The following is a 24,031-nucleotide window of genomic DNA, read 5'->3' as shown; positions in this document are numbered from 1 at the left end:
ATACGGTCGCTTGGTGACGTGTCGGAGCGTTTAGAGCGCTGAGCGTTCCGATAGAACCGGAACTTGCGCTCGAGTTTTGTTGTCGCGTCGTTTATTGCGGAATAACGGTTCCCACATTTCCGCGCGACGCTCTAGGTTAGGACATGTCGTGGTCACACTGATCGACAGCACGGTAGCGCGTCCGCGCCACCCGGAAAAACAGCATCGTCCCGACAGTGTGGTGTTGCGCAAGCCAGACTGGATACGCGTCAAGGCGCCCGGTTCGCCGGTCTACAAGGAAACGCAGCGGATCGTGCGCGAGCACGGACTGGTAACGGTATGCGAGGAGGCCGGGTGCCCCAATATCGGTGAGTGCTGGTCCAAGAAACACGCAACGTTCATGATCATGGGCGAGATCTGCACACGCGCTTGCGCCTTCTGCAACGTGCGCACGGGACTGCCGGGGCCGTTGGATAACGACGAGCCTGCCAAGGTTGCCGATGCAGTGCAAAAACTTGGCTTGCAACATGTTGTGATCACATCGGTCGACCGCGATGATCTCGAGGATGGTGGCGCCCGGCATTTTGCCGCAGTCATTCGCGCCATACGCGCGCGCAACCCAGCAACAACAATCGAAATTCTGACGCCAGATTTTTTACGCAAGAATGGTGCCCTGGAAATCGTCGTGGCTGCAAAACCGGACGTTTTCAATCACAACCTCGAAACAGTACCATCGAAATATCTGAAGGTGCGCCCCGGCGCGCGCTATTTCCACTCGATCCGGCTGCTGCAGCGGGTCAAGGAACTCGATCCAACCATGTTCACCAAGTCTGGGATCATGGTGGGGCTCGGCGAGGTGCGCAACGAAGTGTTGCAGGCTCATGGACGATCTACGCAGTGCCGATGTCGATTTTTTGACCATCGGGCAATATTTGCAACCGACCAAAAAGCACCACCCAGTGCTTGAATTTGTGACACCGGTGGCATTCAAGTCTTATGCGACGGTGGCCAGCGCCAAGGGATTTTCCCTAGTCTCATCCAGCCCGTTGACGCGGTCATCACATCACGCGGGAGAGGATTTCGCCCGTCTCAAGGCTGCTCGATTGGCAAAGCACGGGCACTGATGAAGCGGTATTTTGAAAGGCACGTGCCGCATCTGCCAGACCGCATGTTCGACATCGTTTCCGAACTGAGTGACTATCCCCGCTTTGTGCCTAATTGCAAAGCCATGGAGGTGAAACCCGATCCAACGGCGGGGGACAATACCAAACTTGCCAAAATGACCCTGTCATTTGGTCCCATTACCCAGGCCTACACCAGTCGTGTTGTTGCCGACCCCGACAAGAGAACAATTACGGCCAGGGCGGTTGACGGGCCATTTGCCTATCTTGACAGTGAGTGGCGTTTCGAACCTGAAGGCATGGGGACGCGCGTGCAATTCGAGATCGATTTCAAGATATCCAATCCGCTTGTCGCAGCGGTTGCAGAACCGGCGTTTGCTGCCAAGCAGGACGAGATCATGCGTGCGTTCGCCGATGAGGCCGACCGACGTTATGGAGTCTGAACCCACTACAGAACATAAGGCTGGTCCAATACCTGTAACATCAATTTGAGCGCCGCGGTGACGCTGGCATCACGAATTTGGTCGCGACCAAGATCACCAAATCGGTTCTCGGTAACCAAGGTAGCGCTTTCAGACGACACCGCAATATAGACAAGACCAACAGGTTTCTTGTCGGTGCCACCGTCGGGCCCCGCCACGCCTGTTACAGCGATAGAAAAGTCGGTGCCGGCGGTATTTCGGGCGCCGTCCGCCATGGCGCGCGCGACCTGATTGGACACGGCGCCAAAATCGCGAATGAGGCGCGCCGGGACCCTGATCATGCGGGTTTTAGCCGTGTTTGCGTAGGTAATGAAGCCACCATAGAGCACCGTTGAGGCGCCGGGTACCTCGGTAATCGCACCGGCCACCAAGCCCCCGGTGCAACTTTCGGCTGTCACAACAGTCTGTTTTGATTCAGTGAGAAGCTTTACCAGTTGTTGCGCCAACGCAGTTGAAGGATTTTTGGCCATCAATCCATCCTCGGCAATTCGATGCTAGCACTTGCCATCGCAACAATTCCTTCTTCGCGCCCGGTGAAGCCCAGCTGTTCGCTGGTAGTTGCCTTGATCGCGACACGTCTTGTTGAAATTCGACAGATTTCAGCAATATTTGCGCACATCGCTGCAACGTGGGGACCAATTCTGGGCCGTTCGCAAATGATTGTCACGTCCAGATTGACAATGCGACCAGACCGCTCGGCGATCATATCAGTGGCATGGCGCAGGAATATGTGGGAGGCAGCCCCACGCCATTGCTCATCGCTGGGGGGAAATGGGTGCCGATGTCGCCCTCGCCCAACGCTCCGTAGATGGCGTCGGTGAGCGCATGGAGCGCAACGTCAGCATCGGAGTGACCCTTGAGTTTGCGATCATGAGGAACCTCGATACCGGCCAGCCACACGGAGTCCCCACGTTCAAATTGGTGCACGTCGAATCCAGTGCCGATACGGGTTTCCATTTGCATTGCGGTCTCGATAACATTGTTGGCGCGGTCAAAATCTTCGGGGAGTGTAATCTTGATGTTCCGGGAACTACCCGGCGTGACTGCAACTCGCAGACCTGCCCATTCGGCGATTTCCGCATCGTCTGTAAACTGGTGCGGATTTTCGCTCGCGCGCCGGTGCGCCGCGAAAATTGCCGGGAAACGAAACCCTTGCGGTGTTTGAGCCGCGAAAATGGTTTTTCGGTCTTCTGTCGCCAAAACCAATTGTCCGTCGGACCGCTTAATTGTGTCGGTGACCGGCAGAGCAGGCAGACAGGCCTCGTGTACGGCAAGCTGGTCGATGACGGCGTTGACCAATGATGGTTCAACAAAGGGACGGGCGGCATCGTGTATGAGGACGAGGTCCGGCGGGGATTTGGCCAATGTCTGCAATCCCGCCATTGCAGACGCCTGCCGCGTCGCCCCTCCAATTGCTGGCGCCTCAAGACGCGGATCATCAAGTCCAAGATCGGCATAATGCTTTGCGTGATCAGGATGGATGACAGTCAGTACGGTGCTGATTTGGGGCAGTTCAAGAAACGTCATGATGGTGCGGGCGAGCATGGGAATACCAGCGACCGGCCGGTATTGCTTGGGAAGCGAGGTTGCCGTGTTGCCTGCCCGTTCGCCCTGACCGGCAGCTACTACAATCACGGCTATTGATTTTGAAGGCATATAGGGTCGCACCCGCACACGAAAATGTCACACTCAAATGGTCTAGCCCTAGCGCCAGTTGCGGGCAAGCGTTGCCATCAGCGTGGCGACTGCGATCTGCGTAAAGCAGTTGCATGAGGTTGCGTTTTGACTATTGTGCAGGCAATGTCTGAATCTGGTTAATTTAGGGGCAAATGTGTCCGACCACGCCCATCAGTTGCGAATTGGCAATCAAAATACCCGCAATACGGCGTTTTTGGCGCCGATGGCCGGTATCACCGATCGCCCATTTCGTCGCATTGCCGCGCGTTTTGGCGCTGGGCTGGTGGTGTCGGAGATGATCGCCAGTGCCGCGCTTGGAACCGGACACAATGAAATGGTGCGTAAACTGGGCAATGCCGGTGCATTGCCCCACGTTGTCCAATTGGCGGGCTGCGAAGGGCGGTGGATGAGGCTTGGTGCCGAGATTGCCCACGACGCAGGGGCTGACATTATCGATATCAATTTCGGCTGTCCGTCCAAGCGTGTAACCAACGGTTATGCTGGATCGGCGCTAATGCGCGTGCCTGACCAGGCCATGGCACTCGTCGACGCGGTTGTGAGTGCCACGCCGCTTCCTGTCACGGTGAAGATGCGGCTGGGCTGGGACGATGATAGTCTCAATGCGGCCGAGATGGCGCGCCGGGCCGTCGATGCAGGCGCCCAAATGATTACGGTTCATGGTCGCACGCGGAAACAGTTTTACAAGGGTACGGCGCGGTGGGCGCCGGTTCGTGACGTTGTTGACGCGGTTGACGTGCCGGTCGTTGTCAATGGTGACATCACCTCGGTGGACTCGGCACGCGAGGCGTTGTCGCTATCGGGTGCAGCGGCGGTCATGATTGGACGCGGCGCACAAGGACAGCCCTGGCTCGTTGGCCAGATAGGGGCTCAATTGGCAGGCTACACTGCGCCAGCAAGACCACAGGGGGCGGATCTGGTTGATTTGGTGCGGGAGCACTATGAAGAAATTCTGGTCGAGTACGGCACTAGTATCGGTTTGCGCGCTGCACGCAAACATCTTGATTGGTATCTGATGGCCAGCAGCATGGTGCTGGAAAAATCGGACCGCTCACGCCTGCTCAATTGCGATCAGCCTCGGGAAGTCGTGGCTATGATCAAGCAATTTTACTCTGGCGACTGGAGGGCTGCGGCATGAAAATTGTCGGGGAACCCATACCCGCGCTGGCTGTATTGCAGTCGTTACCACAGCCGATAGTCGTTTGCTCAGAAGATCACCAGATTATCTTTGTGAACTATGCTGCCGAGTCGTTTTTTGGCGCCTCGATGAGTGTACTGTGTCGCCAGAAACTCGATGATCTCGTGGCGTTTGGCTCCCCCGTCATCGGATTGGTCGAAACGGTGCTGACCCGTCGGGCGCCGATGGCAGAGTATCGAGTCGGCATCGGCTCGTCTCGATTTGGCGATGAGCGAATTGCGGACGTTTTTGCTACGCCCATTGCCGACAATGACAGCGGCGTCGTTCTGCTGATTCAGGAACGCACCATGGCGGACAAGATTGACCGGCAGATGGTCTCACGTGGCGCTGCGCGGTCCGTGACCGGCCTGGCGTCAATGCTGGCTCACGAAATCAAGAACCCTCTGTCCGGCATCCGCGGTGCGGCTCAACTTCTCGAGCAAACCGTATCGAGCGAGGAAATAGTGCTGGCGCGCCTGATACGGGAAGAAACAGACCGTATCGTAGGACTGCTCGACCGGGTCGAGGTGTTTGGCGACGACCGACCGCTTGAGAGTGAGCCAATCAACATTCACGCCATTCTGGATCGGGTAAAATTGCTCGCCAGCAATGGTGTTGGTCGCGGCATCAACATTGTTGAAGAGTACGATCCTTCACTGCCGCCGGTGATCGGTCACCGAGACCAACTAATTCAGGTGATGCTGAATCTGGTAAAAAATGCGGCCGAATCCCTTGAGAAAACGTCGGCGCCCGAGATCAAGCTATCAACCGCGTTTCGGCCGGGCATCCGCATTGCAGTAACCGGCGTGTCAGAACGTATTTCGCTGCCATTGGAAATTGTCATCGAAGACAACGGGCCGGGCGTTCCGCCCGACGTACTGCCATTTCTGTTCGATCCGTTCGTGACCACCAAAGCCAATGGTTCGGGACTTGGGTTGGCGCTCGTTGCCAAGATCGTGGGTGATCACGGTGGGGTAATCGACTGTGACAGCCGACCGGGCCGCACGCGTCTGAGGATATTGCTACCAGTCGCCAAGCAGTCATCACCCATACCAGCCCTATTAGGGGCATCCTGATGAGCCAGGTGGTGCTACTAGCCGATGATGATGCGGCGATCCGTATGGTGCTCAACCAAGCGCTGACCCGCGCGGGCTACGAGGTTAGACCAACGGGCAACATATCGACGATGTGGAACTGGGTCAGTCGTGGGGAAGGCGACATATTGATAACCGACGTGGCAATGCCTGACGGCAACGCATTCGAAGTCATGCCCAAGATCAGGAAGTTACGCCCCGACCTACCAATGATCGTCATGAGTGCGCAAAACACATTTATGACCGCCATTCGCGCCAACGAGGTCGGCGCCTATGAATATCTGCCAAAACCGTTTGACATTACCGAGGTACTTTCGGTCGTTGCTCGAGCTCTGGCGGACGTCAGGAAGCCGACGACGGGCCAACGTAGTGGCGATGAGCCAGCCGACACCATGCCGTTGGTCGGTCGGTCGGCGGCCATGCAGGAAATCTACCGGGCGCTTGCGCGGTTGATGCAAACCGACCTGACGGTGATGATCACCGGTGAGAGTGGCACGGGCAAGGAACTGGTAGCGCGCGCCCTTCATGATTTTGGCAAACGCCGCAATGGTCCTTTCGTGGCGATCAACATGGCGGCGATACCGCGCGATCTGATCGAGGCGGAGTTATTCGGCCATGAGAAAGGTGCCTTTACCGGCGCAAATACACGTTCGTCCGGTCGATTTGAGCAGGCAGAAGGCGGTACGCTGTTTCTCGACGAAATTGGCGATATGCCAATGGATGCCCAAACGCGACTGCTGCGCGTGCTGCAGGAAGGCGAATACACCATGGTCGGGGGGCGCACTGCCATAAAGACCAATGTCCGCATTGTTGCCGCCACCCATCGAGATCTGGGGCAAATGATCCGTCAGGGACTGTTCCGTGAAGACCTGTATTATCGCCTGAACGTCGTGCCCATCCGTTTGCCGCCACTGCGCGAGCGCGTGGACGATATCGGCGATCTGGCCTTGCATTTTTTGCGGGTGGCGCAGCGAGATGGTGAACCGGTTAAGGCTATCACGCCGGAGGCGATCAAACTGATGCAGAACTACGCATGGCCGGGCAATGTGCGCGAACTTGAAAACCTGGTCCGGCGACTATCAGCACTTTATGCGGATGAACGTATCTCCGTTGAGATTGTCCAAAACGAGTTGAATATCACCGACCGCCCGACCGGCAGTTCGAGCAATGGCGTTGTCGATGTGTCGGTGGCGGTGGAAGCCCATGTGGGTCAGATGCTGGGCGAGTACGAGCCCAACCTGCCGCCCGCTGGCCTCTATCAACGGGTTCTCGACCGAGTGGAGGCGCCGCTTATCGCCATGGCGCTTAACGCGTGCGGCGGCAACCAGATCAAGGCCGCAGACCTTTTAGGGCTCAATCGCAATACCCTGCGCAAGAAAATCCGGGTCCACAGCATCGAAATTGTCAAACATAGCCGACGCGGCCATTGATGCGCGTCACTATTGAGGCGGCGCAAGTTTATCTTGTCGTAATGCACATACCCTAGGCGGTATGTAACATTTTTGCGACGTCGTATTTTGGCAACAATTGTATTGAAGGTTCTGGCCGATTGGGTCAGACTCACAGTGCCCCACTTTAAATGAGGGAAGCCTTGCGGCTTATTGCATGAGCGAGACGAACCCATCCACTGCCAAATCGAGCGGGACTATTGCGCCAAACCGCCGGTTTTTTGGTGGGCACAACAATCGGGGACTTCGTGTTCTTGGTTTCTTGGTGGTGTTGGCGTCGATATTGATGTCCTCGCTGTCGTTCCTGATTCTGTCCGGCACCACCAATATCGAACCGTCGCCTGAGGTGTGGACGGTTATCTGGGTCGTTACCGGCATTCTGGTTCTGCTGGTTATTGCCCTGGTGGTAACCGAGGCGGCGTTGCTTATTCAGGCGCGTGTACAGGGACTGGCGGGGGCTGGCCTGCAAATCCGCATGGTTACGATGTTTGCCTTTGTGGCGGCGGTACCCGCTGTCATCGTGGCGGTCGTGGCAACAATCGCGCTCAACCAGGGCCTCGACCAATGGTTTTCCGAGCGGACACGCACCATGGTGGAAAGCTCCCGACTGGTTGCGCGCTCCTATATGCTTGAGCACGCGCAGGTCCTGCGCGATGATATCATCTGGGTCGCGACCGAGCTGGAACAGGCGCGAGGAACGTTTGAGACCGACAAGGATCGGTTCCAACGCATTTTGACCGCGTTGGCGGTTACACGTTCGTTGCCATTTACCTCGTTGATTTCTGCAAATGGCAACACCTTGATGCGGGCGCAGATCAATGCGCAGGGCGCTTATCCCAAGCTGCCGGATGGTATTACGCAGGGCGTTGTTGAAGGAACGCCCACCGCGATAGCGCCGGGACGAACCAATCTCGTCGGCTCGGTTGTAAAGCTGCGTGGTTACGATAATACCTATTTGTTTGTCGCCAGACCGGTTGACGCCGAGGTTCTCGAATATATGCGGCTAACTGACGAAAATATAACCGAATATCGTCAGTATGCGTCGAACCGGCTGGTGTTTCAGATCACTTTTACAATCATGTATGTCGGCTTGGCCGTGGTGCTGTTGCTGGGTGCGCTCTGGATCGGCATTGCTTTGGCAAACCGCTTTGTCGACCCGATCAGGAACCTGATGATTGCGTCGAACCGGGTCAGCAAGGGCGATCTTGATGTGCAAGTGCCCGTTCAAGAAGGCCGAGGCGACCTGCGCGACCTGAGTGGCCGCTTCAACATCATGACCCAACAATTGCGATCCCAGCGCGAAGCGCTGCTTAGCGCCAGCGAGATGAATGAAAAACGCCGCCAGTTTACCGAGGCGGTGGTGGAAGGGGTGTCTGCGGGCATTATTGGTCTCGATCCCTATGGCGCTGTAACGCTGGTCAATGCACGGGCCTGCGACATGCTTGATACCCCTGAGATGGAGCCTGATGGGGGAAAAGATCGAAACGGTTGTTCCTCAGTTGACGTCTACCCTAGAGAGGGCGCGTTCTGCGCGCCGTGGGCAGGTTCGGGATCGGATCTATCTTGGCAATGAAACCAATCGACGGACCTATCAGGTGCAACTTACACGCGAAGGGTCCATGACCGAGTCCAAGGGCTATGTGCTCACCTTTGACGATATTACCGACCTTGAATCGGCCCAACGAACTAGTGCCTGGGCAGATGTGGCGCGGCGGATCGCGCATGAGATCAAGAATCCGCTGACGCCTATCCAACTGTCGGCGGAACGTCTGCGGCGGCGATATGGCGAAAAGCTCGACGGTGACAGGGACGTGTTCGACAAATGCATCAACACGATTGTCCGCCAGGTTGGTGACATCGGGCGCATGGTGGACGAGTTTTCGGCCTTTGCGCGAATGCCCGAAGCCAGCCCGGAGATCGCTGATCTGTCCGATACGATCCGCCAGGCAGTATTTTTGGAAAGCGTGCGGTTGCCGGAAATCAATATTGAAACCAAATTGCCGGATGTCGCGATCTATGCCTATTTTGACAATCGGTTGATTTCCCAGTGCATGACGAATTTGATAAAGAATGCAGTTGAAGCGTTTGAATCCATTGATGCATCTGAGCATTTTGATCGCACGATCAAGGTTGCGGCGCAGATCGAACATAATCAGGCGGTGATCTCGGTTTCTGATAATGGCAAAGGCTGGCCGCATGACAACAGGCAACGATTGCTTGAACCGTATATGACGACCCGCGACAAGGGCACCGGACTTGGCTTGGCAATTGTCGCCAAGATCATCGAACAGCACGCCGGCATCGTGGAACTGATCGATGCGGAACCTGACGCAGGCGGTCGGGTAGGGGCCTGCGTAATGTTCACGCTGCCACTGCACCAAACAAAGTCAATTGACGGGAATGAAACGTCCGGCGCGGCGCCGGAAGCACATTCCAACCAATCAGAGGGGCCGCGACTAACAGCGGTTGTAGAAAAATAATGGCGCTCGATATTCTGATCATCGACGACGAAGATGACATCCGGGACCTGATCGCCGGCATTCTGGAAGATGAGGGTTACGAGACCAGGCAAGCCCATGACGCCGATAGCGGGCTCAATGAGATCGCGCGGCGTCGGCCCAGTTTGATCTTTCTCGATATCTGGATGCAGGGGTCGCGGTTGGACGGGTTGCAACTGCTGGATGTCTTTCAATCCCAAAATCCCGACATGCCAGTGGTGATGATATCGGGGCACGGCAACGTCGAAACAGCGGTGTCCGCAATTCGGCGCGGCGCTTACGACTATATCGAAAAGCCATTCAAGATCGATCGGCTGTTGCACATAACCCAGAGGGCGATGGAAGCGACGAGACTGCGCTCCGAGGTCGCCGAGTTGAAGGAGCGAACAGCGGGCAAGGGGGCCGATATGGTCGGCACCTCACCGGCACTTCAGCAAATTCGCGGGGTAATCGAGAAGTCCGCGCCTACAAATTCGCGGATATTCATATCGGGTGCCTCGGGAACCGGCAAAGGCATGGTTGCCAGGATGATCCATCAGCGTAGCCCGCGCGCCGACTCGCCTTTTGTCGAGATCAATGCGTCTCTTTATGCGCCCGATGAGGTGCCAGTTGTGTTGTTCGGGCGCGAGGTGCGGGAAAAATCCGGCATACTGCGCGCCGAAGTGGGGGCGCTTGAGCGGGCCCACGGCGGCACATTATACCTGTCAGAAGTGTCGACCCTGCCGCAGGCGACGCAAGCTGTACTGTTGCGAACTTTGGTCGAAAACCGATTCAATCGTGTTGGAGGACAGGCCGCGGTTCCCATTGACGTTCGGATAATATCGTCGAGTTCGCAAAATGTCGCCGCCCAGATTGAAGCGGGCGAGTTCCGGTCAGACCTATTTCATCGCCTATCCATCGTGCCGATGCAATTGGTGCCGTTAAAGGAACGGCGCGAAGATGTGCCGCCGCTGGTCAGTGTTTTTATTGAGCAAGTTTGCCGAATGCACAATTTGCAACGGCTTGCAGTCGGCGATGATGCCATTGCGGTGTTGCAAGCGCAGGAATGGCCGGGCAATGCCAGACAATTGCGCAACTCAATTGAGCGCCTCTTGATCCTGATGAAGGATCAAGCGCCAAGCGACGGGATCATAACGGCGGCGATGTTACCATCCGATATTGGTGAGGTCCTGCCCACTGTGGGCGATACCGATGCTTCAGCCCACTTGATGAGCCTTGCCGTTGCGCGACGCGCGTGAGGTTTTCGAGCGACAATATTTGCTGGCCCAGATCGAACGGTTTGGTGGGAACATTTCCAAAACGGCCGAGTTTGTCGGCATGGAGCGGAGTGCATTGCACCGGAAGATTAAATCTCTGGGGCTCTAGTGGCATTGCAGCCATGAATTTGGACGGTATGCAGTAAATGGCTTCTATGCGATGATGTAGCACCATAAAATCGTATGCCGCGACTGCCAATTCAGCGGAATGGCGGCTCGCAATTAAGCAATCCAAAGGCAAGAAGAGGCCTAAAATGCCCAGCGAAAAACAACAAAATCTACAGGATTCGTTCCTAAATCATGTACGCAAGCAAAAGGTGCCGTTGACAATATTTCTCGTGAATGGCGTGAAACTCCAAGGGGTGATCACCTGGTTCGACAATTTTTGCCTGTTGCTGCGGCGCGACGCACAATCGCAGTTGGTCTACAAGCATGCCATATCCACAATCATGCCCGGGGCGCCAATTCAACTGTTTGACCCTGAGCAGAACCAAGACAGCGACTGACAATAAATGGGTGATAGCGAAGACGGCAGTGGCCGGCGCGGCGGTCCGAAGCCGTTTGTAGATCAACGCGAGGTAGCAACGCGGGCTGGTCTGGTGTGTCCTGATGTACGCGGCGCCATTTCGCAGCATGGTCTTGAGGCGCGCAAAGCCGAGTTTGAGGGCCTGGCCGAAGCGATCAATCTGAATGTGGCTTTCTCTGAGGTGATAAAGGTCCGCGAGGTCAAGCCGGCGACTTTTCTTGGAGGCGGTCATGTTGAATCCCTGCGCAATCGCATCAAGCAAGACGCGGTAGATATATTGCTGGTCGATGCCGCGCTTACGCCAATTCAGCAACGCAATCTTGAGCGTGAGACTGGGGCCAAGGTTTTGGACCGAACCGGCCTCATTCTCGAAATATTTGGCGAACGGGCGGCAACACGCGAGGGTGTGTTGCAGGTGGAACTGGCACACCTAAACTATCAGAAGAGTCGCCTTGTTCGTTCATGGACGCACCTTGAACGCCAGCGTGGCAGCGGTGGCTATGGGTTTATGGGCGGCCCTGGCGAGACGCAGATTGAGAGTGACCGGCGTCAGATCACTGATCGCATCGTCCTGTTGGAAGACCGGCTGGAAAAGGTCAAGAAAACGCGGACCCAGCAGCGGCGGCAGCGTGATGACACCCCTTTTCTGATTGTTGCTCTGGTTGGTTACACAAATGCTGGTAAATCAAGCATATTCAACCGGTTAACCGGGGCAGGGGTGTTTGCCGAAGACCTGTTGTTCGCAACTCTTGACACCAGGGTGCGCAAAATCGAGTTGCCGCACGGACGAGAGGTTATGCTTAGCGATACCGTTGGGTTCGTTGCCGATCTGCCAACAGATCTGGTCGCCGCCTTTCGCGCCACACTGGAAGAAGTGACCGAGGCCGATGTCGTATTGCATGTACGGGACGTGGCCAACCCGGACCACCATGCGCAGGCAAGGGACGTGTTAGGCGTGTTGGCTGACCTTGGTGTGTCACCCGACACAACCCCATTCGTCGAGGTCTGGAACAAACTTGATCTCGTGCGTCAGGATAATCAAGAAAATGTCCAGTATCTTGACACACTGTCACCGGCTAGCACCGTGGCTGCCGCTGTGCCCGTGTCGGCCAAAACTGGCGAAGGGCTGGACCAACTCCGACAGGCGATAGAAACTGCCTTGTCACATCGCAGTCGAAGCTATGCGGTTACGGTTCCACATAGTGCTGGAGCCGATATCGGCTGGCTTCATTCGCATGCAGAAATCATCACCCGGAACCCGTCCGATGAACAGGGTTCCAGCTTCGTGGTGCGGGTTGAACCGCGTCACCTGACGACGTTTCTGGAACGATTTAACGGGCGAATTTCGGCACTAACTTGAGGAGGTTTTATCGGCGCGCCGAACTTCATTCCAATAGCGGTCCATCCGACCCAAACCGGCCTCTGACAAATTGATATCGTCGTCGCGACAACGTTGTTCAACGTAGCTAAACCGGCGGTTGAATTTGGCATTGGCATCACGAAGCGCAGCTTCCGCATCCACACCATGTTTACGCGCAAGATTTGCGACAGCAAAGAGCAGATCGCCGATCTCTTCATGGCGCTGATCTTGTGTCCGTGCAGCACGGACCTCGTTCAGCTCTTCGTGTACCTTATCGACCACTGCCGCTGCATCAGGCCAATCAAAACCAACTGCAGCAGCGCGCTTGGTCAGTTTCGACGCGCGCGCCAACGCTGGCAGGGTGGATGGCACATCATCGAGCACCGACGGCGTCGTGTTACCACCACGCTTGGCTTTGGCAGCACGCTCATCGGCCTTAATGGCTTCCCAGCGTTGTTGAGCGGCATCCGGGTCGTTCGCTTCGACTTCGCCAAAGACGTGCGGATGGCGACGGATCAATTTTTCGGTGATTGCGTGAACGACGTCGCCGATGTCGAACAGACCGCGTTCAGCAGCCAGCTGTGCGTGGTACACCGGTTGCAGCAATAGGTCGCCTAGTTCTTCGCGAAGATCGTCATAATCGGATCGCTCTATCGCGTCCGCAACTTCGTAGGCTTCTTCGATCGTATAGTGCCTGATGGTGGAGAAATCCTGTTCCAGGTCCCACGGGCAACCATGGTCGGGATCACGCAGCGCCTTCATGATTTCAACGAGGCGGGCAATGTCACGTGATGGCTGCATGTCGAATACTCACTATGGGAGAATCAGCCCTCACCATAATGCGGTGGGGGCACGGGCGCACCACCGGCTGACGTCAGAGCCTGCTAACTATCAACTCGAATTCGTTGATCTGTTTTTCGCATAATATATATTATGGAACTTTTATAGGTACCAGTATGGGCGCTCGCTTGGGTTACTGAGCCTTGGTGGCGCCTAATGTCTGCGTGGCGCCTGCCGTTTGGATAAGCTGGTGATGCGGTCTTCAAGCGTATCGATATGCATGCGAGATACTATAACCTCGCATGATCAAGTTGGGGGTTGATCTGCGTCAGTCTTTGGCGCGTTCAACATATGAGCGATCGTCGGTAAGAATCACCACCCGAGTGCCAATTGATATATGTGGCGGCACGGTTGTTTTGACCCCATTGGATAGCACGGCGGGTTTGAAAGACGACGATGCGGTTTGGCCTTTGACGACAGGCTCGGTGTCGGCGATTTCCAATGTGACGCGTTGTGGTAGTTCCATCGAGATTGCGACGTCGTTGTAAAGACTCAGCGTAACTTCCATGCCGTCCTGCAAAAACAGCGCGTCATCGCCAACCACGTCGGTCGACGCCGTGACCTGCTCGTAGTTTTCCGGATTCATGAAGTGATAGCCTTCAGCATCCGAATAGAGGAAGTTGTAGGTGCGGTCGTCGACGTTAGCGCGCTCAACCATTTCGGTTGTGCGCCAGCGTGCTACAACCTTCACACCGTCACTGATGCGGCGCATGTTGACGTTGGTGATTGAGTTTCCCTTGCCGGGATGGACATTTTCAGCAGTAAGAACGACATAGAGCCTTGTCGTCTTGCTCAACGATGCTGCCTTTGCGGAGTGACGACGCGATGACTTTGACCATTATTTCTTCCTTGTTAGGGTGCGGGCAGCGTCCTAAACCGTCGCTAGCCGCATTCGGCCGGACCCGCTGAATTCATGTTCGGTGTCGCCCGATACCGCAATTTGACCCAAACTGCCAGTCCTGAGCTTGAAAGACGCTACTATTGCCCCCTACTCCGCCAGATTTTACCGCTTCGCCATGGTGGTCGCCCTCAGTGCACGCTGATCGACGCCCGATTCTCTTGGCCCGCAATCGGATTGAACTGGCGCTGCGAACCTATTTCGCCGACCATGACTTCGTAATGGTGGATCCGCCGGGATTACAGATTTCGCCGGGCAATGAAGCCCACCTGCATGCATTTTCAACAAGTGCAATCGGAAATGACGGCCAGGCTTCGCCATTGTACCTGCACACATCGCCCGAATTCAGCATGAAAAAGCTGCTGGCCGCCGGCGAGCGCCGTATTGCAAGTATTGGCCATGTTTGGCGTAATCGCGAGCGTGGGCCCTTGCACCACCCAGAGTTCACCATGCTGGAATGGTATCGCGTCGAGCAATCCTATGACACCGTCATGGCTGATTGCGTAAACATGATCCGTTTGGCGGCTGACAAGGTTGGCACCGACACAATGTCGTGGCGCGGCCGCAGTATCAATGTGCACGCCAAACCTGAGAGACTGAGCGTAGCCGACGCATTTATGCGCTATGCCGACATTGACCTGCTCGATACAATGGATAGCGATGGCAATACGGACCTTGCCGCTTTGACGGCTCAGATGCGCGATGTCGACCTTGCTGTGCCGCAGGATTGCACTTGGTCCTATCTGTTTAGCCGCATACTTGTTGAAAAAGTCGAACCGCAACTTGGGCTCGGGCAAATCACTATTCTAGATTTATATCCTGCGGCCGAGGCCGCGTTGGCACGCCGTGCTGCCGGCGATGCCCGGGTTGCAGAACGATTTGAGATTTACGCGTGTGGCGTGGAGTTGGCCAACGGGTTCGGCGAGTTGACCGACGCCAATGAGCAGCGCCAACGTTTTTTGGCAGAGATGGCCGAAAAACAGCGCCTCTATGGCGAATATTATCCGCTGGATGAAGCGTTTTTGATGGCTCTGGAGTTGATGCCGGATGCCTGTGGCGTTGCCTTGGGATTTGATCGGCTGGTCATGCTGGCAACCGGTGCACCCAGCATTGATCATGTCGTTTGGATGCCCGTTGCAGAGGGTAGGAAATGACTGAACCATCGTCACTTCGAACCATAAAGAGCCTTGCTGAAGAAGGATTGGTCGACGTTGTGGATCAGGATTTGCTTGAGTCCGTTGCGCGGCAGTACACTGTCGCGATTACGCCCGCGATGACTGCGCTGATGGATCGGTCGGATCCGAACGATCCAATCGCGCGCCAATTTGTTCCAAGCGTTGAAGAGCCTATCGACGACACCGTTGGAGCGCGAAGACCCTATTGGCGACCTGGTTCATAGCCCGGTGGATGGTATAGTTCACCGCTATCCAGACCGCGTATTGCTCAAGGCAGTGCATGTTTGTCCAATCTATTGCCGTTTCTGCTTTCGGCGCGAGATGGTGGGGCCGCAGGGTCTGGGTACCCTGACTGCGGATGCACTCGAGCGAGCACTCAACTATATCGCGACACATGAGGAAATTTGGGAAGTCATTCTTACCGGCGGCGATCCACTGGTTCTGTCGTCTCGTCGGCTCATGGAAATCATGGGGCGGATCGGGAAAATTGACCACGTAAAGATCGTGCGGTTTCATACACGTGTGCCAGTGGTTGAGCCGGGTCGAATTGATGCCGATCTAGCAGCAGCAATCATGGCCGCTGGAAAGACAACCTATCTGGCCATCCACGCCAACCATCCACGCGAACTGACATCGGAGGCTATCGCGGGCCTGAAAATTCTGTCAGACGCGGGGATTGTGCTGCTGAGTCAAACCGTTCTGCTAAAGGGCGTCAATGATGATGCCGATGTTCTGGCGGAATTAATGCGGTGTTTCGTGATCAACCGCGTCCGGCCGTACTATCTGCACCATCCCGATTTGGCGCCAGGAACCAGCCATTTCAGGTTGAGCGTTGCTGAGGGGCAAGCGCTGGTAGCACGCCTACGCGGCCAGATTTCAGGGCTCTGTCAGCCGACCTATATTCTCGATATACCGGGCGGCCACGGCAAAGCGCCTATTGGCAACAGCGTTGTCCGGACCTTGGCTGACGACCGTCACGGGATTACGGACTATCGGGGTGTCGAGCATATCTACCCGCCACCAGACTCGGACTAAGTTTGGGTAATTTTGCCGTCACTGACATCAATCCGGAGCCCATCAAACCCAGGCAAAACGCCCTCTGGCAGGACTGTCAGCAGGCTCCTGTAGTCCATGTCGATATGCATATTGGTCAGAATTGCCTGTCGGGGTGCAAGTCGAGCAATTAGGTCCAAGGTTTCTGGAAGACTGAGATGGCTTGGGTGCGGCGTGTGGCGCAGGGCGTCGATTATCCAAATATCCAGATCAGTGACGGTGGTCGATGATTGATTAGGCAATGCAGATAGGTCACAGGAATAGGCGAGGCCACCTACCCTGAATCCCAGTGACCTTGTATTCCCATGCGCTTGGTCGAATGACTCCATCGAGATCGAGCCGCCTGGACCATCGATGGCAATTGTGTCGCCGGCAACAATTTCGTGGCCGTTCAGAATGGCCGGATAATCGCTGCCAGGACGGGTCGCGAAGCAGTAACTGAAGGCCTCACGTAGTCGTTCACCCGTGAATTTGTTGAAATAGACGTCGACTCGCCGTCGCATATGCAAGGCGAGAACCCGAAGATCGTCAATGCCATGGGTGTGATCGGCATGCTCGTGGGTATAAAATACCGCATCGACGCTATCGGCACCAGCGGTGAGCAGTTGTTCGCGCAAATCGCAGCCGGTATCGATGACAATCCTGGTCGGGGTCGCGCAATCGTCCCCATACCCCTCGATAAGCAAGGAGCATCGCTTGCGTCGATTGCGTGGCTCATCGGGATCACAGCGGCCCCAGTCGTTGCCAATGCGTGGAACGCCGCCAGAGGAGCCGCAGCCCAGTATGGTTGCGATTATTCTCTTGGCCGGCGGCACGTTATGCCATTCCGGTCTTGGCAAACAGGCGAGCGAAGTTGGCGGTGGTTTCCTGACCTAGCTGCCCAAGGGTAATGCCGCGAACCTCGGCCAATTTGTCGGCAGTGTGGCGCACGAACGCTGGCTCGTTCGACTGCCCGCGGTGGGGGATTGGCGCGAGATATGGTGCGTCCGTTTCCACGAGATAGCGGTCCGCCGGAACAAAGGCCGCCGCTTCACGAATTTCTTCGGCGTTCTTGAATGTGATAATGCCGGAAAAGGAAATGTACCCTCCAAGCGCCAGCCCGGTGCGCGCCAGAGCGGGACTGGCGGTAAAGCAATGCAATACAAACGGAAATGCACCGAGTTCGACCTCTTCGGTCAAAATCCTGGTCATGTCCTCGTCTGCCTTGCGGCTGTGGATAACCAGTGGAAGACCTGTGGAACGAGCGGCGTTTATGTGACGGCGCAGCCCGGTCTCCTGCGCTTCTCGGGGGGCGTTGTCATAAAAATAGTCCAAGCCAGCCTCGCCGATGGCTACGCACTTGGGATGGTCAGAAAGCTTGATTAAATCGTCGGATTGGACATGGAGTTCCTTGTCGGCATTGTGCGGGTGGGTTCCGACCGAAAACCATACATTGTCGTGCGCTTCGGCCAGGCCCGCATATGTGGAAAACTTATCCACAAGTGTGGATATCGTCACCATGCCGGTGACGCCAGCGTCTTTGGCGCGGTTCATGACGCCGTCGATGTCGCCCGATAGTGCGTCGAAATCGAGATGACAATGGCTATCGATAAGCATCTATACGGCCTTGGTTCGTTCCAGACGGGCAAAAATTGGCTGGGGCGTTGGCAATACAGTGCCAGGCGTCATCCGATTTGCGGCCCCCGCATGTGCCAATAGGCGATCAGTGGCCGGAACGGCCAGGGAATCCAGAATCTTACCCGCAGACTCGGGTGTGAATGCCAGCATTGGAATTGCCAGTCGTCGGATTGCTTCGGCGGTAACGGCGAGTACGGTACCCATGCGAGCGAGGTCAGTTTTCTTGAGCGCCCATGGCTCCTGCCCGGCAAAATAATTGTTGGCGGCGGTCAGTGCCGAAATGATCTCGGCGGTCGCATTGTGAACGGCCTGTTCGTTCATGGCGTTGGCGCAGCCAGCAATCGCGACATCTGCTGCGGCCAGAACAGCGGTATCCTCGTCGGTAGGGGACCCGAATTCAGGTACCCTGCCCTCGCAGTTCTTGTTGATCATGGACAATGAGCGCTGCGCAAGGTTGCCTAGATTATTGGCCAGATCAGCATTTGAACGAGTGACAAGCTTGTCACGGGCATAATCGCCGTCTTGTCCGAATGACACCTCGCGGCAGAAAAAATACCGGACCGGATCGACGCCAAACTCCTCAATCAACGCGAACGGATCGATAACATTGCCGAGCGATTTGCTCATCTTCTGGCCGTCGACTGTCAAGAAACCATGTGCAAATACCCGGTGCGCCACATCAATGCCAGCACTTAACAGGAATGCGGGCCAATAGACCGAATGGAATCGAATTATGTCCTTGCCGATTACATGCAAGTCTGCAGGCCAGTATTTGTCAAATTTGTCGTCCTTGGTGTCAGGAAACCCTACTCCGGTCAGATAGTTGGTCAGTGCGTCGATCCAGACATACATGACGTGGCCAGGTGCGTCTGGAACTGGAATGCCCCAATCGAAGGTGGTGCGGGAGATCGAGAGATCCTTCAAGCCTCCCTTCACGAATGCCATGATTTCATTGCGGCGTTCTTTCGGCGCTATAAAATCGGGGTGTTGCTCATAAAGATCGATCAGTTTTTGCTGATAGGCAGACAAGCGAAAGAAGTAACTTGGCTCGATGACCCACTCGACCTCGGCACCAGATGGCGCGAATTTTTTTCCGTTTGGACCAGACGTCAGCTCGCCCTCATCGAAATAGGCTTCATCACGAACCGAGTACCAGCCCTCATAGGCGTCCTGGTAAATGTCGCCGTTGGCCAACATGCGGCGCCAAATTTCCTGCGCTGCGGCGTGGTGGCGCGGCTCGGTTGTACGCACAAAGTCATCATTGGACAGATTCAGTGCGGCGGCCAGTTGGCGAAACTGATCTGAATTTCGCTTTGCCAGTTCCTGCACAGGCATGCCCATGGCGGCGGCTGTTTGAGCCATTTTCATGCCGTGCTCATCTGTGCCGGTCAAGAAATAGACGTCCCGCCCCTCAAGCCGTTTGAAACGGGCAATAACGTCGGTGGCGATCATCTCATAGGCGTGACCAATGTGCGGGGCGCCATTGGGATAGGCGATTGCGGTGGTCACATAAAATGGCTTGGCGGTCATAATTACTCAGTGGGCGCTGGTGCGAGGGTTTGGGCGTGCTTGCGGATTGCGTCGAATATGGTGACAAGCGTCTGTTTCTTATCCAGATTCAAGCTGTCGGCTTCGGCGAAATGGGCATGCGCCTTGTCCCATAGCCTCGTTTGCCGAGGCAAGACGCATCCGCCCCGTCGATGCGGTAGCCGCAGCGCGCGCTTCGGCCGCGATCCAGTCAACAATCATCTCGCGCGCAAACGACAATTCGGTTCGCTGGGTGGTTGCCGCCAATGCGTCGCCAAGTTTGAGGTGGGTGCCAATTGGTGCCTCAATCGGTGCGGCCAGCCACGCCTGTAAGCTGCCAAGTACGGACTCGGGTGCCAGCGTCAGCGTTTCGAAGCCGCGGCGGGGGCGTCCACCACCAAGCGCAACAGCGCGCTCCAAATCGGATTGATCAAGTGTGGGGCACTGAACACGTAAGGCACGCGCCATTTCGGCATCATCAAGCGGGCGTAGCGCGATGCTGTGACAGCGAGATTTTATTGTGGGCAGGAGTTGGCCAGGCCGGTGTGAAATCAGGAAGAAAACTGTATCCGCTGGCGGTTCCTCGAGCGTTTTCAGCAGGGCGTTTGCAGCACTGGGGTTGCAGTCGTCTATTGTGTCAATGATGGCTATGCGCGCGCCCTGACGGCCGCGCGTCTGCTGCAGTTTGGCGCGAAGGTCACGCACTTCATCGACGCGGATGACGGTATAGTAGCTCTTTGTGTCCTTGGCAGCGCGACGCAGAACCCGAATATTTGGATGACCGCCGGCGACAATCTGCTCGTCAACCCGGTGGGCGTCCTCATCACCGGTGGCTGTAAGGATCGTGCGGGAGAGTTGAAATGCCAAAGTCGCCTTGCCAATGCCCTGTGGGCCATGCAGCAATATCGCGCCGGGAAGGCGACCGTCCTGCAATTGTCGAGTGATGGCGGCGACGGCCGCGCTATGGCCGATCACTCCAGGTTGCTGCTCTGGCAACAGCAGGCCCTCCAGGGCGTCCGGATCGCTCACGTTCCGTGCTCGTCATGCAATTCTGGAAACCGCTCGTGTACGGCGTGCCAGATTTCAGCCTCTAGCGCATCGGCGGTCTGATCAGCGGAGATAATGATGCAGCGATCGGGATTCGCATGCGCGATTTCAAGAAACCCGTCGCGAAGACGCTTGTGCCAGTCCAGGTCTTCTTTCTCGAAGCGGTCGCCGGTCAACACCAGACCATCTTCCACGGCACGCTGTTCAACGCGTTGGAAGGCAATTTCGGGATCCATGTCGAGAACAATCGTCATATCAGGTGCATGACCATCCAAAGCCAGGGTTTCGAGCGCGCCAATCAGATTGTCATCGACACCCCCCGTCAACCCCTGGTAGGCACGCGTCGAATCGTGGAAGCGATCAGATATCACCCATTTTCCGGCTGCCAGGCTGGGCCCTACTAGCTCGTTGACGTGATCAAGCCGGGCCGCCGCAAACAATATTGCTTCGGCGCCCGCGCCCCAACTCTCGGATCGCCCCTGGAGGATGAATGAGCGGATCGCTTCGGCATGCGGCGTGCCGCCTGGTTCTCGCGTGCGGACTGCCGAAATCGAGCGCGATTCGAGCTTGGCTAATAGTCGCTTGACCTGAGTGGACTTGCCAACACCTTCACCGCCTTCAAAGGTGATAAATCTGGCCCGCTTTTGGGACGCTTCGAGCATCAAGAATGACTCCGTCGAATGCCTAGAGCCAGCCTAGTGCAAGTTGGCGCAATGCGTCCGTGGCCTTGCGGACGATGCCGCCGGGAACCACGGTTCTTTCTGCATAGAGCGGCGCTGTCTGCACCAGCTTATCATTGCAGAATATGCGCAGTTCGGCAATTTGATCGCCCTGATTTACCGGCGGGATGAGCGGGCCGCGATATACCACGTTGGCCTTCAGGCACTTTCGGGAGCCGCGAGGCAGATAGAGTGCCAGTTCTCCATCACCTACCAACCCTACACTTGCATTCTCGCCGCCGTAAACGTTGGCATATGCAATGACCGCACCAGCAGGAAAAGCCGATACCCGTTCAAATGCCCGCGATCCCCATGTGATCAACTTCCGCGCCTCTTCGGCGCGTTCGGACATGGATGTAAGGCCATGCACCACGCCAATGATGCGTCGCCCCCCTTCGGTGGTTGAAACGACCGACCCATATCCAGCCGCCTCGGTGTGGCCGGTCTTGAGGCCATCGACACCAATGTCCATATCAACCAAGGTGTTGCGATTGGATTGCTTGATACCATTCCACTCAAATGAGTCTTCGGAGAAGATATAATAATAGTCGGGGAACGTTCGAATTAGATAACGCGCCAGCATCGCCAAATCACGGGCAGTTACATACTGGTCCGGGTCCGGCAATCCAGTGGGGTTCGTAAAGTGCGAGCCGGTGAGGCCGATTTCGTCGGCCAACTCGTTCATCATGTTGGCAAAGGTTGTTTCGCTACCGGCAATGCCCTCGGCAAGCGCGATAGCGGCATCGTTTCCCGACTGAATAATGACGGAACGCAAGAGGTCCATGACCGATATTTTGGAATTGACCTTGGCAAACATGGTCGAGCCGCCTGAAGCCGCACCGCCAGCGCGCCAAGCATGCTCAGAAATGAAGAACTCATCATCAGGTTTGATGCGGCCAGCCTGTAGCTCGTTGAAAACAACGGCGACGGTCATCAGCTTGGCCATACTGGCCGGCTCCATGGGTTCGTCGGCGTTTTTCTGGAATATTGCGGTGCCCGACTCCGCGTCAATCAGAATGGCAAACTTGGCCTTGGTATCAAAATCTACCTGCGCGAAAGCTGGCACTGTGGCCACGACAAGAAACAAGGCGATGACGACATGGAGAAAGGCTCTTCACAGTTGTTCAGCGTCCCATCATTCAATACTGGTCGATGCGGCTATGTCGGCACCTGCATTATGGTCGACATTTAGCTTAATACAGAATGATATCGTTCAGGCCAAGTTTTCGTGCGAGTGCCAACACATCTTCGCGCGCGACGCCGGGTTTGAGGTGCGTGAGGGTCAGACTGGTGGCCGCCCTGCCGTTTACGGTTACCCGATCTTCCCGCACCGCCGCCAGTATTGCGAACTCTTCAGACAGCTTGATCGCATTTTGCTGATTTGCGAAAACGCCCAATCGCCAATTGATAGCTCGGGCATCGTCATCAACGCTGGCCACCCAGTCCTTTAGCGCGTCGGATCGAGTTGCCATGGCAGTCGCTGCTGCATGCGCGTTATCAATTGCCAGATCAGCAGCCTGTGGTGTGGTATCGGCATAAGAGAACAGGTTGGAGAAGAATTCTCCGGTCATACCTGCCAAGCTACGGCTCTTGCCGGCCGAAGCGACGCGGGTCGTGCCGCGATTGTAGTCAGCAGGACCGTCATAGCTTGCCATCAGCATGCGGGTGTCATCGCCTTCCAGCGGTGCGCGCCCCACATACTGGACTGACACATCAGCATGGCCTGCATTGATATAGCCCAACATCGAGGCGGCGCGATAGGACAGGTCGATAACCCGGCCCGAAACATATGGGCCGCGATCATTGATGCGTACGACAAGCGAGCGACCATTGTCGCGATTGGTGACGCGAACATATGAAGGCAGCGGCAGCGTAGGATGCGCGCCAGTTATGGCATTGGCAGAAAAAATCTCGCCGTTTGCCGTGCGCCGGCCATGGAAGTCCGCCCCATACCAGGAGGCGGTGCCGGTGGCACGATAGTTGGGGTCTTCGTGAGGCACATACACTTTGCCACGAACGGTATAGGGTTTGCCGACCTGATATCGGCCGCCACCTTTGGGCGGATTGGCGTCACGGGTTACCCGGGGTGACGAGGTAACACCATATTCCTTGGAGGTGAACGCGCCGCGCTTGACGGTGGCGCCGAAACTGCCACCACAGGCGGCAATCATTGGCGCCAGAAGCGCGGCCAACGCGAAGAGACGAACTGAACTGGCCCAAGCGGTTGTCGATATAGTCAAAGTCATGCGCCCAATCTGCTATGCATGGCCTAGTATAGCCGATGCGCCTCGCCTCCGCGCCCTTGGTCGGTCATTTGGGTTTAAGTTAAGTTAAGGGCAGCAAGGCGTTAACAAGTTTGGACGCAGTTAAGGCATAGCTGTTTCGTCGCGATCCTAGGCCGCGGGGTTGAAGATTCATTGACATAAAGATATCTTTATGTGACTTGCTTCAGCGTGAATACCAACGGCGAATAACCAGATTGGACGGTCATGAGCCTCTCCCCACACTAACGATGTTGC

18 protein-coding genes and 5 pseudogenes are annotated in these 24,031 nt (G+C 56.2%); 12 read left to right on the top strand and 11 right to left on the bottom strand.

Annotation, left to right across the window (positions count from 1 at the left end; all coding sequences use genetic code 11):
* Positions 1 to 148 precede the first annotated feature (148 nt).
* Positions 149 to 1,103: pseudogene (gene lipA / locus PSQ19_RS04050) on the top strand (lipoyl synthase).
* Positions 1,104 to 1,126: 23 nt separating this feature from the next.
* Entirely contained in the window at positions 1,127 to 1,543 is a 417-nt protein-coding gene (locus tag PSQ19_RS04045; protein WP_282219723.1) for a type II toxin-antitoxin system RatA family toxin, read from the top strand.
* 5 nt (positions 1,544 to 1,548) lie between these two features.
* Here PSQ19_RS04045 and PSQ19_RS04040 read toward each other — a convergent pair whose 3' ends face one another.
* The gene (locus PSQ19_RS04040; protein WP_282219722.1) at positions 1,549 to 2,052 is read right to left on the bottom strand and encodes a CinA family protein; all 504 of its coding nucleotides are present in this window, start codon (positions 2,050 to 2,052) and stop codon (positions 1,549 to 1,551) included.
* Positions 2,052 to 3,238 (bottom strand): annotated as a pseudogene (locus PSQ19_RS04035) (bifunctional 2-C-methyl-D-erythritol 4-phosphate cytidylyltransferase/2-C-methyl-D-erythritol 2,4-cyclodiphosphate synthase). The gene PSQ19_RS04040 and the pseudogene PSQ19_RS04035 overlap by 1 nt, the downstream one beginning before the upstream one ends.
* 175 nt (positions 3,239 to 3,413) lie before the next feature.
* On the opposite strand from PSQ19_RS04035, the gene dusB reads away from it, so the two are divergent.
* From dusB to hflX, 8 genes and pseudogenes are all read left to right on the top strand, one after another.
* Positions 3,414 to 4,415 carry a tRNA dihydrouridine synthase DusB gene (gene dusB / locus PSQ19_RS04030; protein WP_282219721.1) on the top strand — a complete coding sequence of 334 codons (1,002 nt, stop codon included), beginning with the start codon at positions 3,414 to 3,416 and terminating at the stop codon, positions 4,413 to 4,415.
* Entirely contained in the window at positions 4,412 to 5,530 is a 1,119-nt protein-coding gene (locus PSQ19_RS04025; RefSeq protein WP_282219720.1) for a two-component system sensor histidine kinase NtrB, read from the top strand. Before dusB ends, PSQ19_RS04025 begins: the two co-directional genes overlap by 4 nt.
* The gene (ntrC, locus tag PSQ19_RS04020; protein WP_282219719.1) at positions 5,530 to 6,978 is read left to right on the top strand and encodes a nitrogen regulation protein NR(I); all 1,449 of its coding nucleotides are present in this window, start codon (positions 5,530 to 5,532) and stop codon (positions 6,976 to 6,978) included. Before PSQ19_RS04025 ends, ntrC begins: the two co-directional genes overlap by 1 nt.
* 175 nt (positions 6,979 to 7,153) lie before the next feature.
* Positions 7,154 to 8,569: a HAMP domain-containing protein gene (locus tag PSQ19_RS04015; protein ID WP_282219718.1), complete on the top strand. Its 1,416-nt coding sequence runs from the start codon at positions 7,154 to 7,156 to the stop codon at positions 8,567 to 8,569.
* A gap of 46 nt (positions 8,570 to 8,615) precedes the next feature.
* Positions 8,616 to 9,476, top strand: coding sequence for a sensor histidine kinase (locus tag PSQ19_RS04010; RefSeq protein ID WP_282219717.1), 861 nt, complete (start codon positions 8,616 to 8,618; stop codon positions 9,474 to 9,476).
* A pseudogene (ntrX, locus tag PSQ19_RS04005) lies at positions 9,476 to 10,859 on the top strand (nitrogen assimilation response regulator NtrX). The gene PSQ19_RS04010 and the pseudogene ntrX overlap by 1 nt, the downstream one beginning before the upstream one ends.
* Before the next feature lie 145 nt (positions 10,860 to 11,004).
* Positions 11,005 to 11,256, top strand: a complete 252-nt coding sequence (gene hfq, locus PSQ19_RS04000) for an RNA chaperone Hfq (RefSeq protein WP_282219716.1) — start codon at positions 11,005 to 11,007, stop codon at positions 11,254 to 11,256.
* Between the two features lie 6 nt (positions 11,257 to 11,262).
* A complete protein-coding gene (gene hflX / locus PSQ19_RS03995; RefSeq protein WP_282219715.1) occupies positions 11,263 to 12,636 on the top strand; it encodes a GTPase HflX in 1,374 nt (457 codons plus the stop codon).
* Here the strand turns inward: hflX and mazG are convergent.
* Together mazG and efp are read right to left on the bottom strand one after the other, a co-directional pair.
* Complete coding sequence (gene mazG / locus PSQ19_RS03990; RefSeq protein ID WP_282219714.1) at positions 12,628 to 13,437, bottom strand: nucleoside triphosphate pyrophosphohydrolase; 810 nt, start codon at positions 13,435 to 13,437, stop codon at positions 12,628 to 12,630. The two genes, hflX and mazG, sit on opposite strands and share 9 nt — an antisense overlap.
* Positions 13,438 to 13,744: 307 nt before the next feature.
* A pseudogene (gene efp, locus PSQ19_RS03985) lies at positions 13,745 to 14,315 on the bottom strand (elongation factor P).
* A gap of 142 nt (positions 14,316 to 14,457) precedes the next feature.
* Between efp and epmA the strand changes: the two are divergent.
* Positions 14,458 to 15,528 carry an EF-P lysine aminoacylase EpmA gene (gene epmA, locus PSQ19_RS03980; protein WP_282219713.1) on the top strand — a complete coding sequence of 357 codons (1,071 nt, stop codon included), beginning with the start codon at positions 14,458 to 14,460 and terminating at the stop codon, positions 15,526 to 15,528.
* Positions 15,525 to 16,584: pseudogene (locus PSQ19_RS03975) on the top strand (lysine-2,3-aminomutase-like protein). The gene epmA and the pseudogene PSQ19_RS03975 overlap by 4 nt, the downstream one beginning before the upstream one ends.
* Here PSQ19_RS03975 and PSQ19_RS03970 read toward each other — a convergent pair.
* The 7 genes from PSQ19_RS03970 to PSQ19_RS03940 form a co-directional block, all read right to left on the bottom strand.
* Positions 16,581 to 17,417, bottom strand: a complete 837-nt coding sequence (locus tag PSQ19_RS03970) for an MBL fold metallo-hydrolase (protein WP_282219712.1) — start codon at positions 17,415 to 17,417, stop codon at positions 16,581 to 16,583. The pseudogene PSQ19_RS03975 and the gene PSQ19_RS03970 sit on opposite strands and share 4 nt — an antisense overlap.
* 1 nt (position 17,418) lies before the next feature.
* Positions 17,419 to 18,198 (bottom strand): TatD family hydrolase, encoded by a 780-nt coding sequence (locus tag PSQ19_RS03965; protein ID WP_282219711.1) that lies wholly within the window; start codon positions 18,196 to 18,198, stop codon positions 17,419 to 17,421.
* On the bottom strand, positions 18,199 to 19,752 hold the full coding sequence (metG, locus tag PSQ19_RS03960; RefSeq protein ID WP_407649138.1) for a methionine--tRNA ligase: 1,554 nt from the start codon (positions 19,750 to 19,752) through the stop codon (positions 18,199 to 18,201).
* A 75-nt stretch (positions 19,753 to 19,827) separates the two neighbouring features.
* Positions 19,828 to 20,775, bottom strand: coding sequence for an AAA family ATPase (locus PSQ19_RS03955; protein WP_282219709.1), 948 nt, complete (start codon positions 20,773 to 20,775; stop codon positions 19,828 to 19,830).
* Positions 20,772 to 21,455, bottom strand: a complete 684-nt coding sequence (tmk, locus tag PSQ19_RS03950; protein WP_282219708.1) for a dTMP kinase — start codon at positions 21,453 to 21,455, stop codon at positions 20,772 to 20,774. The genes PSQ19_RS03955 and tmk overlap by 4 nt, the downstream gene beginning before the upstream one ends.
* 22 nt (positions 21,456 to 21,477) lie before the next feature.
* Positions 21,478 to 22,587, bottom strand: a complete 1,110-nt coding sequence (locus PSQ19_RS03945; protein WP_282219707.1) for a D-alanyl-D-alanine carboxypeptidase family protein — start codon at positions 22,585 to 22,587, stop codon at positions 21,478 to 21,480.
* Between the two features lie 118 nt (positions 22,588 to 22,705).
* A complete protein-coding gene (locus PSQ19_RS03940) occupies positions 22,706 to 23,758 on the bottom strand; it encodes a septal ring lytic transglycosylase RlpA family protein (RefSeq protein WP_282219706.1) in 1,053 nt (350 codons plus the stop codon).
* Between the last annotated feature and the right edge of the window lie 273 nt (positions 23,759 to 24,031).

This window comes from Devosia algicola (assembly GCF_028816455.1).
In the GTDB taxonomy this organism is placed as follows: domain Bacteria; phylum Pseudomonadota; class Alphaproteobacteria; order Rhizobiales; family Devosiaceae; genus Devosia; species Devosia algicola.
Note: the sequence above shows the minus strand (reverse complement) of the source record. Positions and strands in the feature narration are given on the sequence as shown.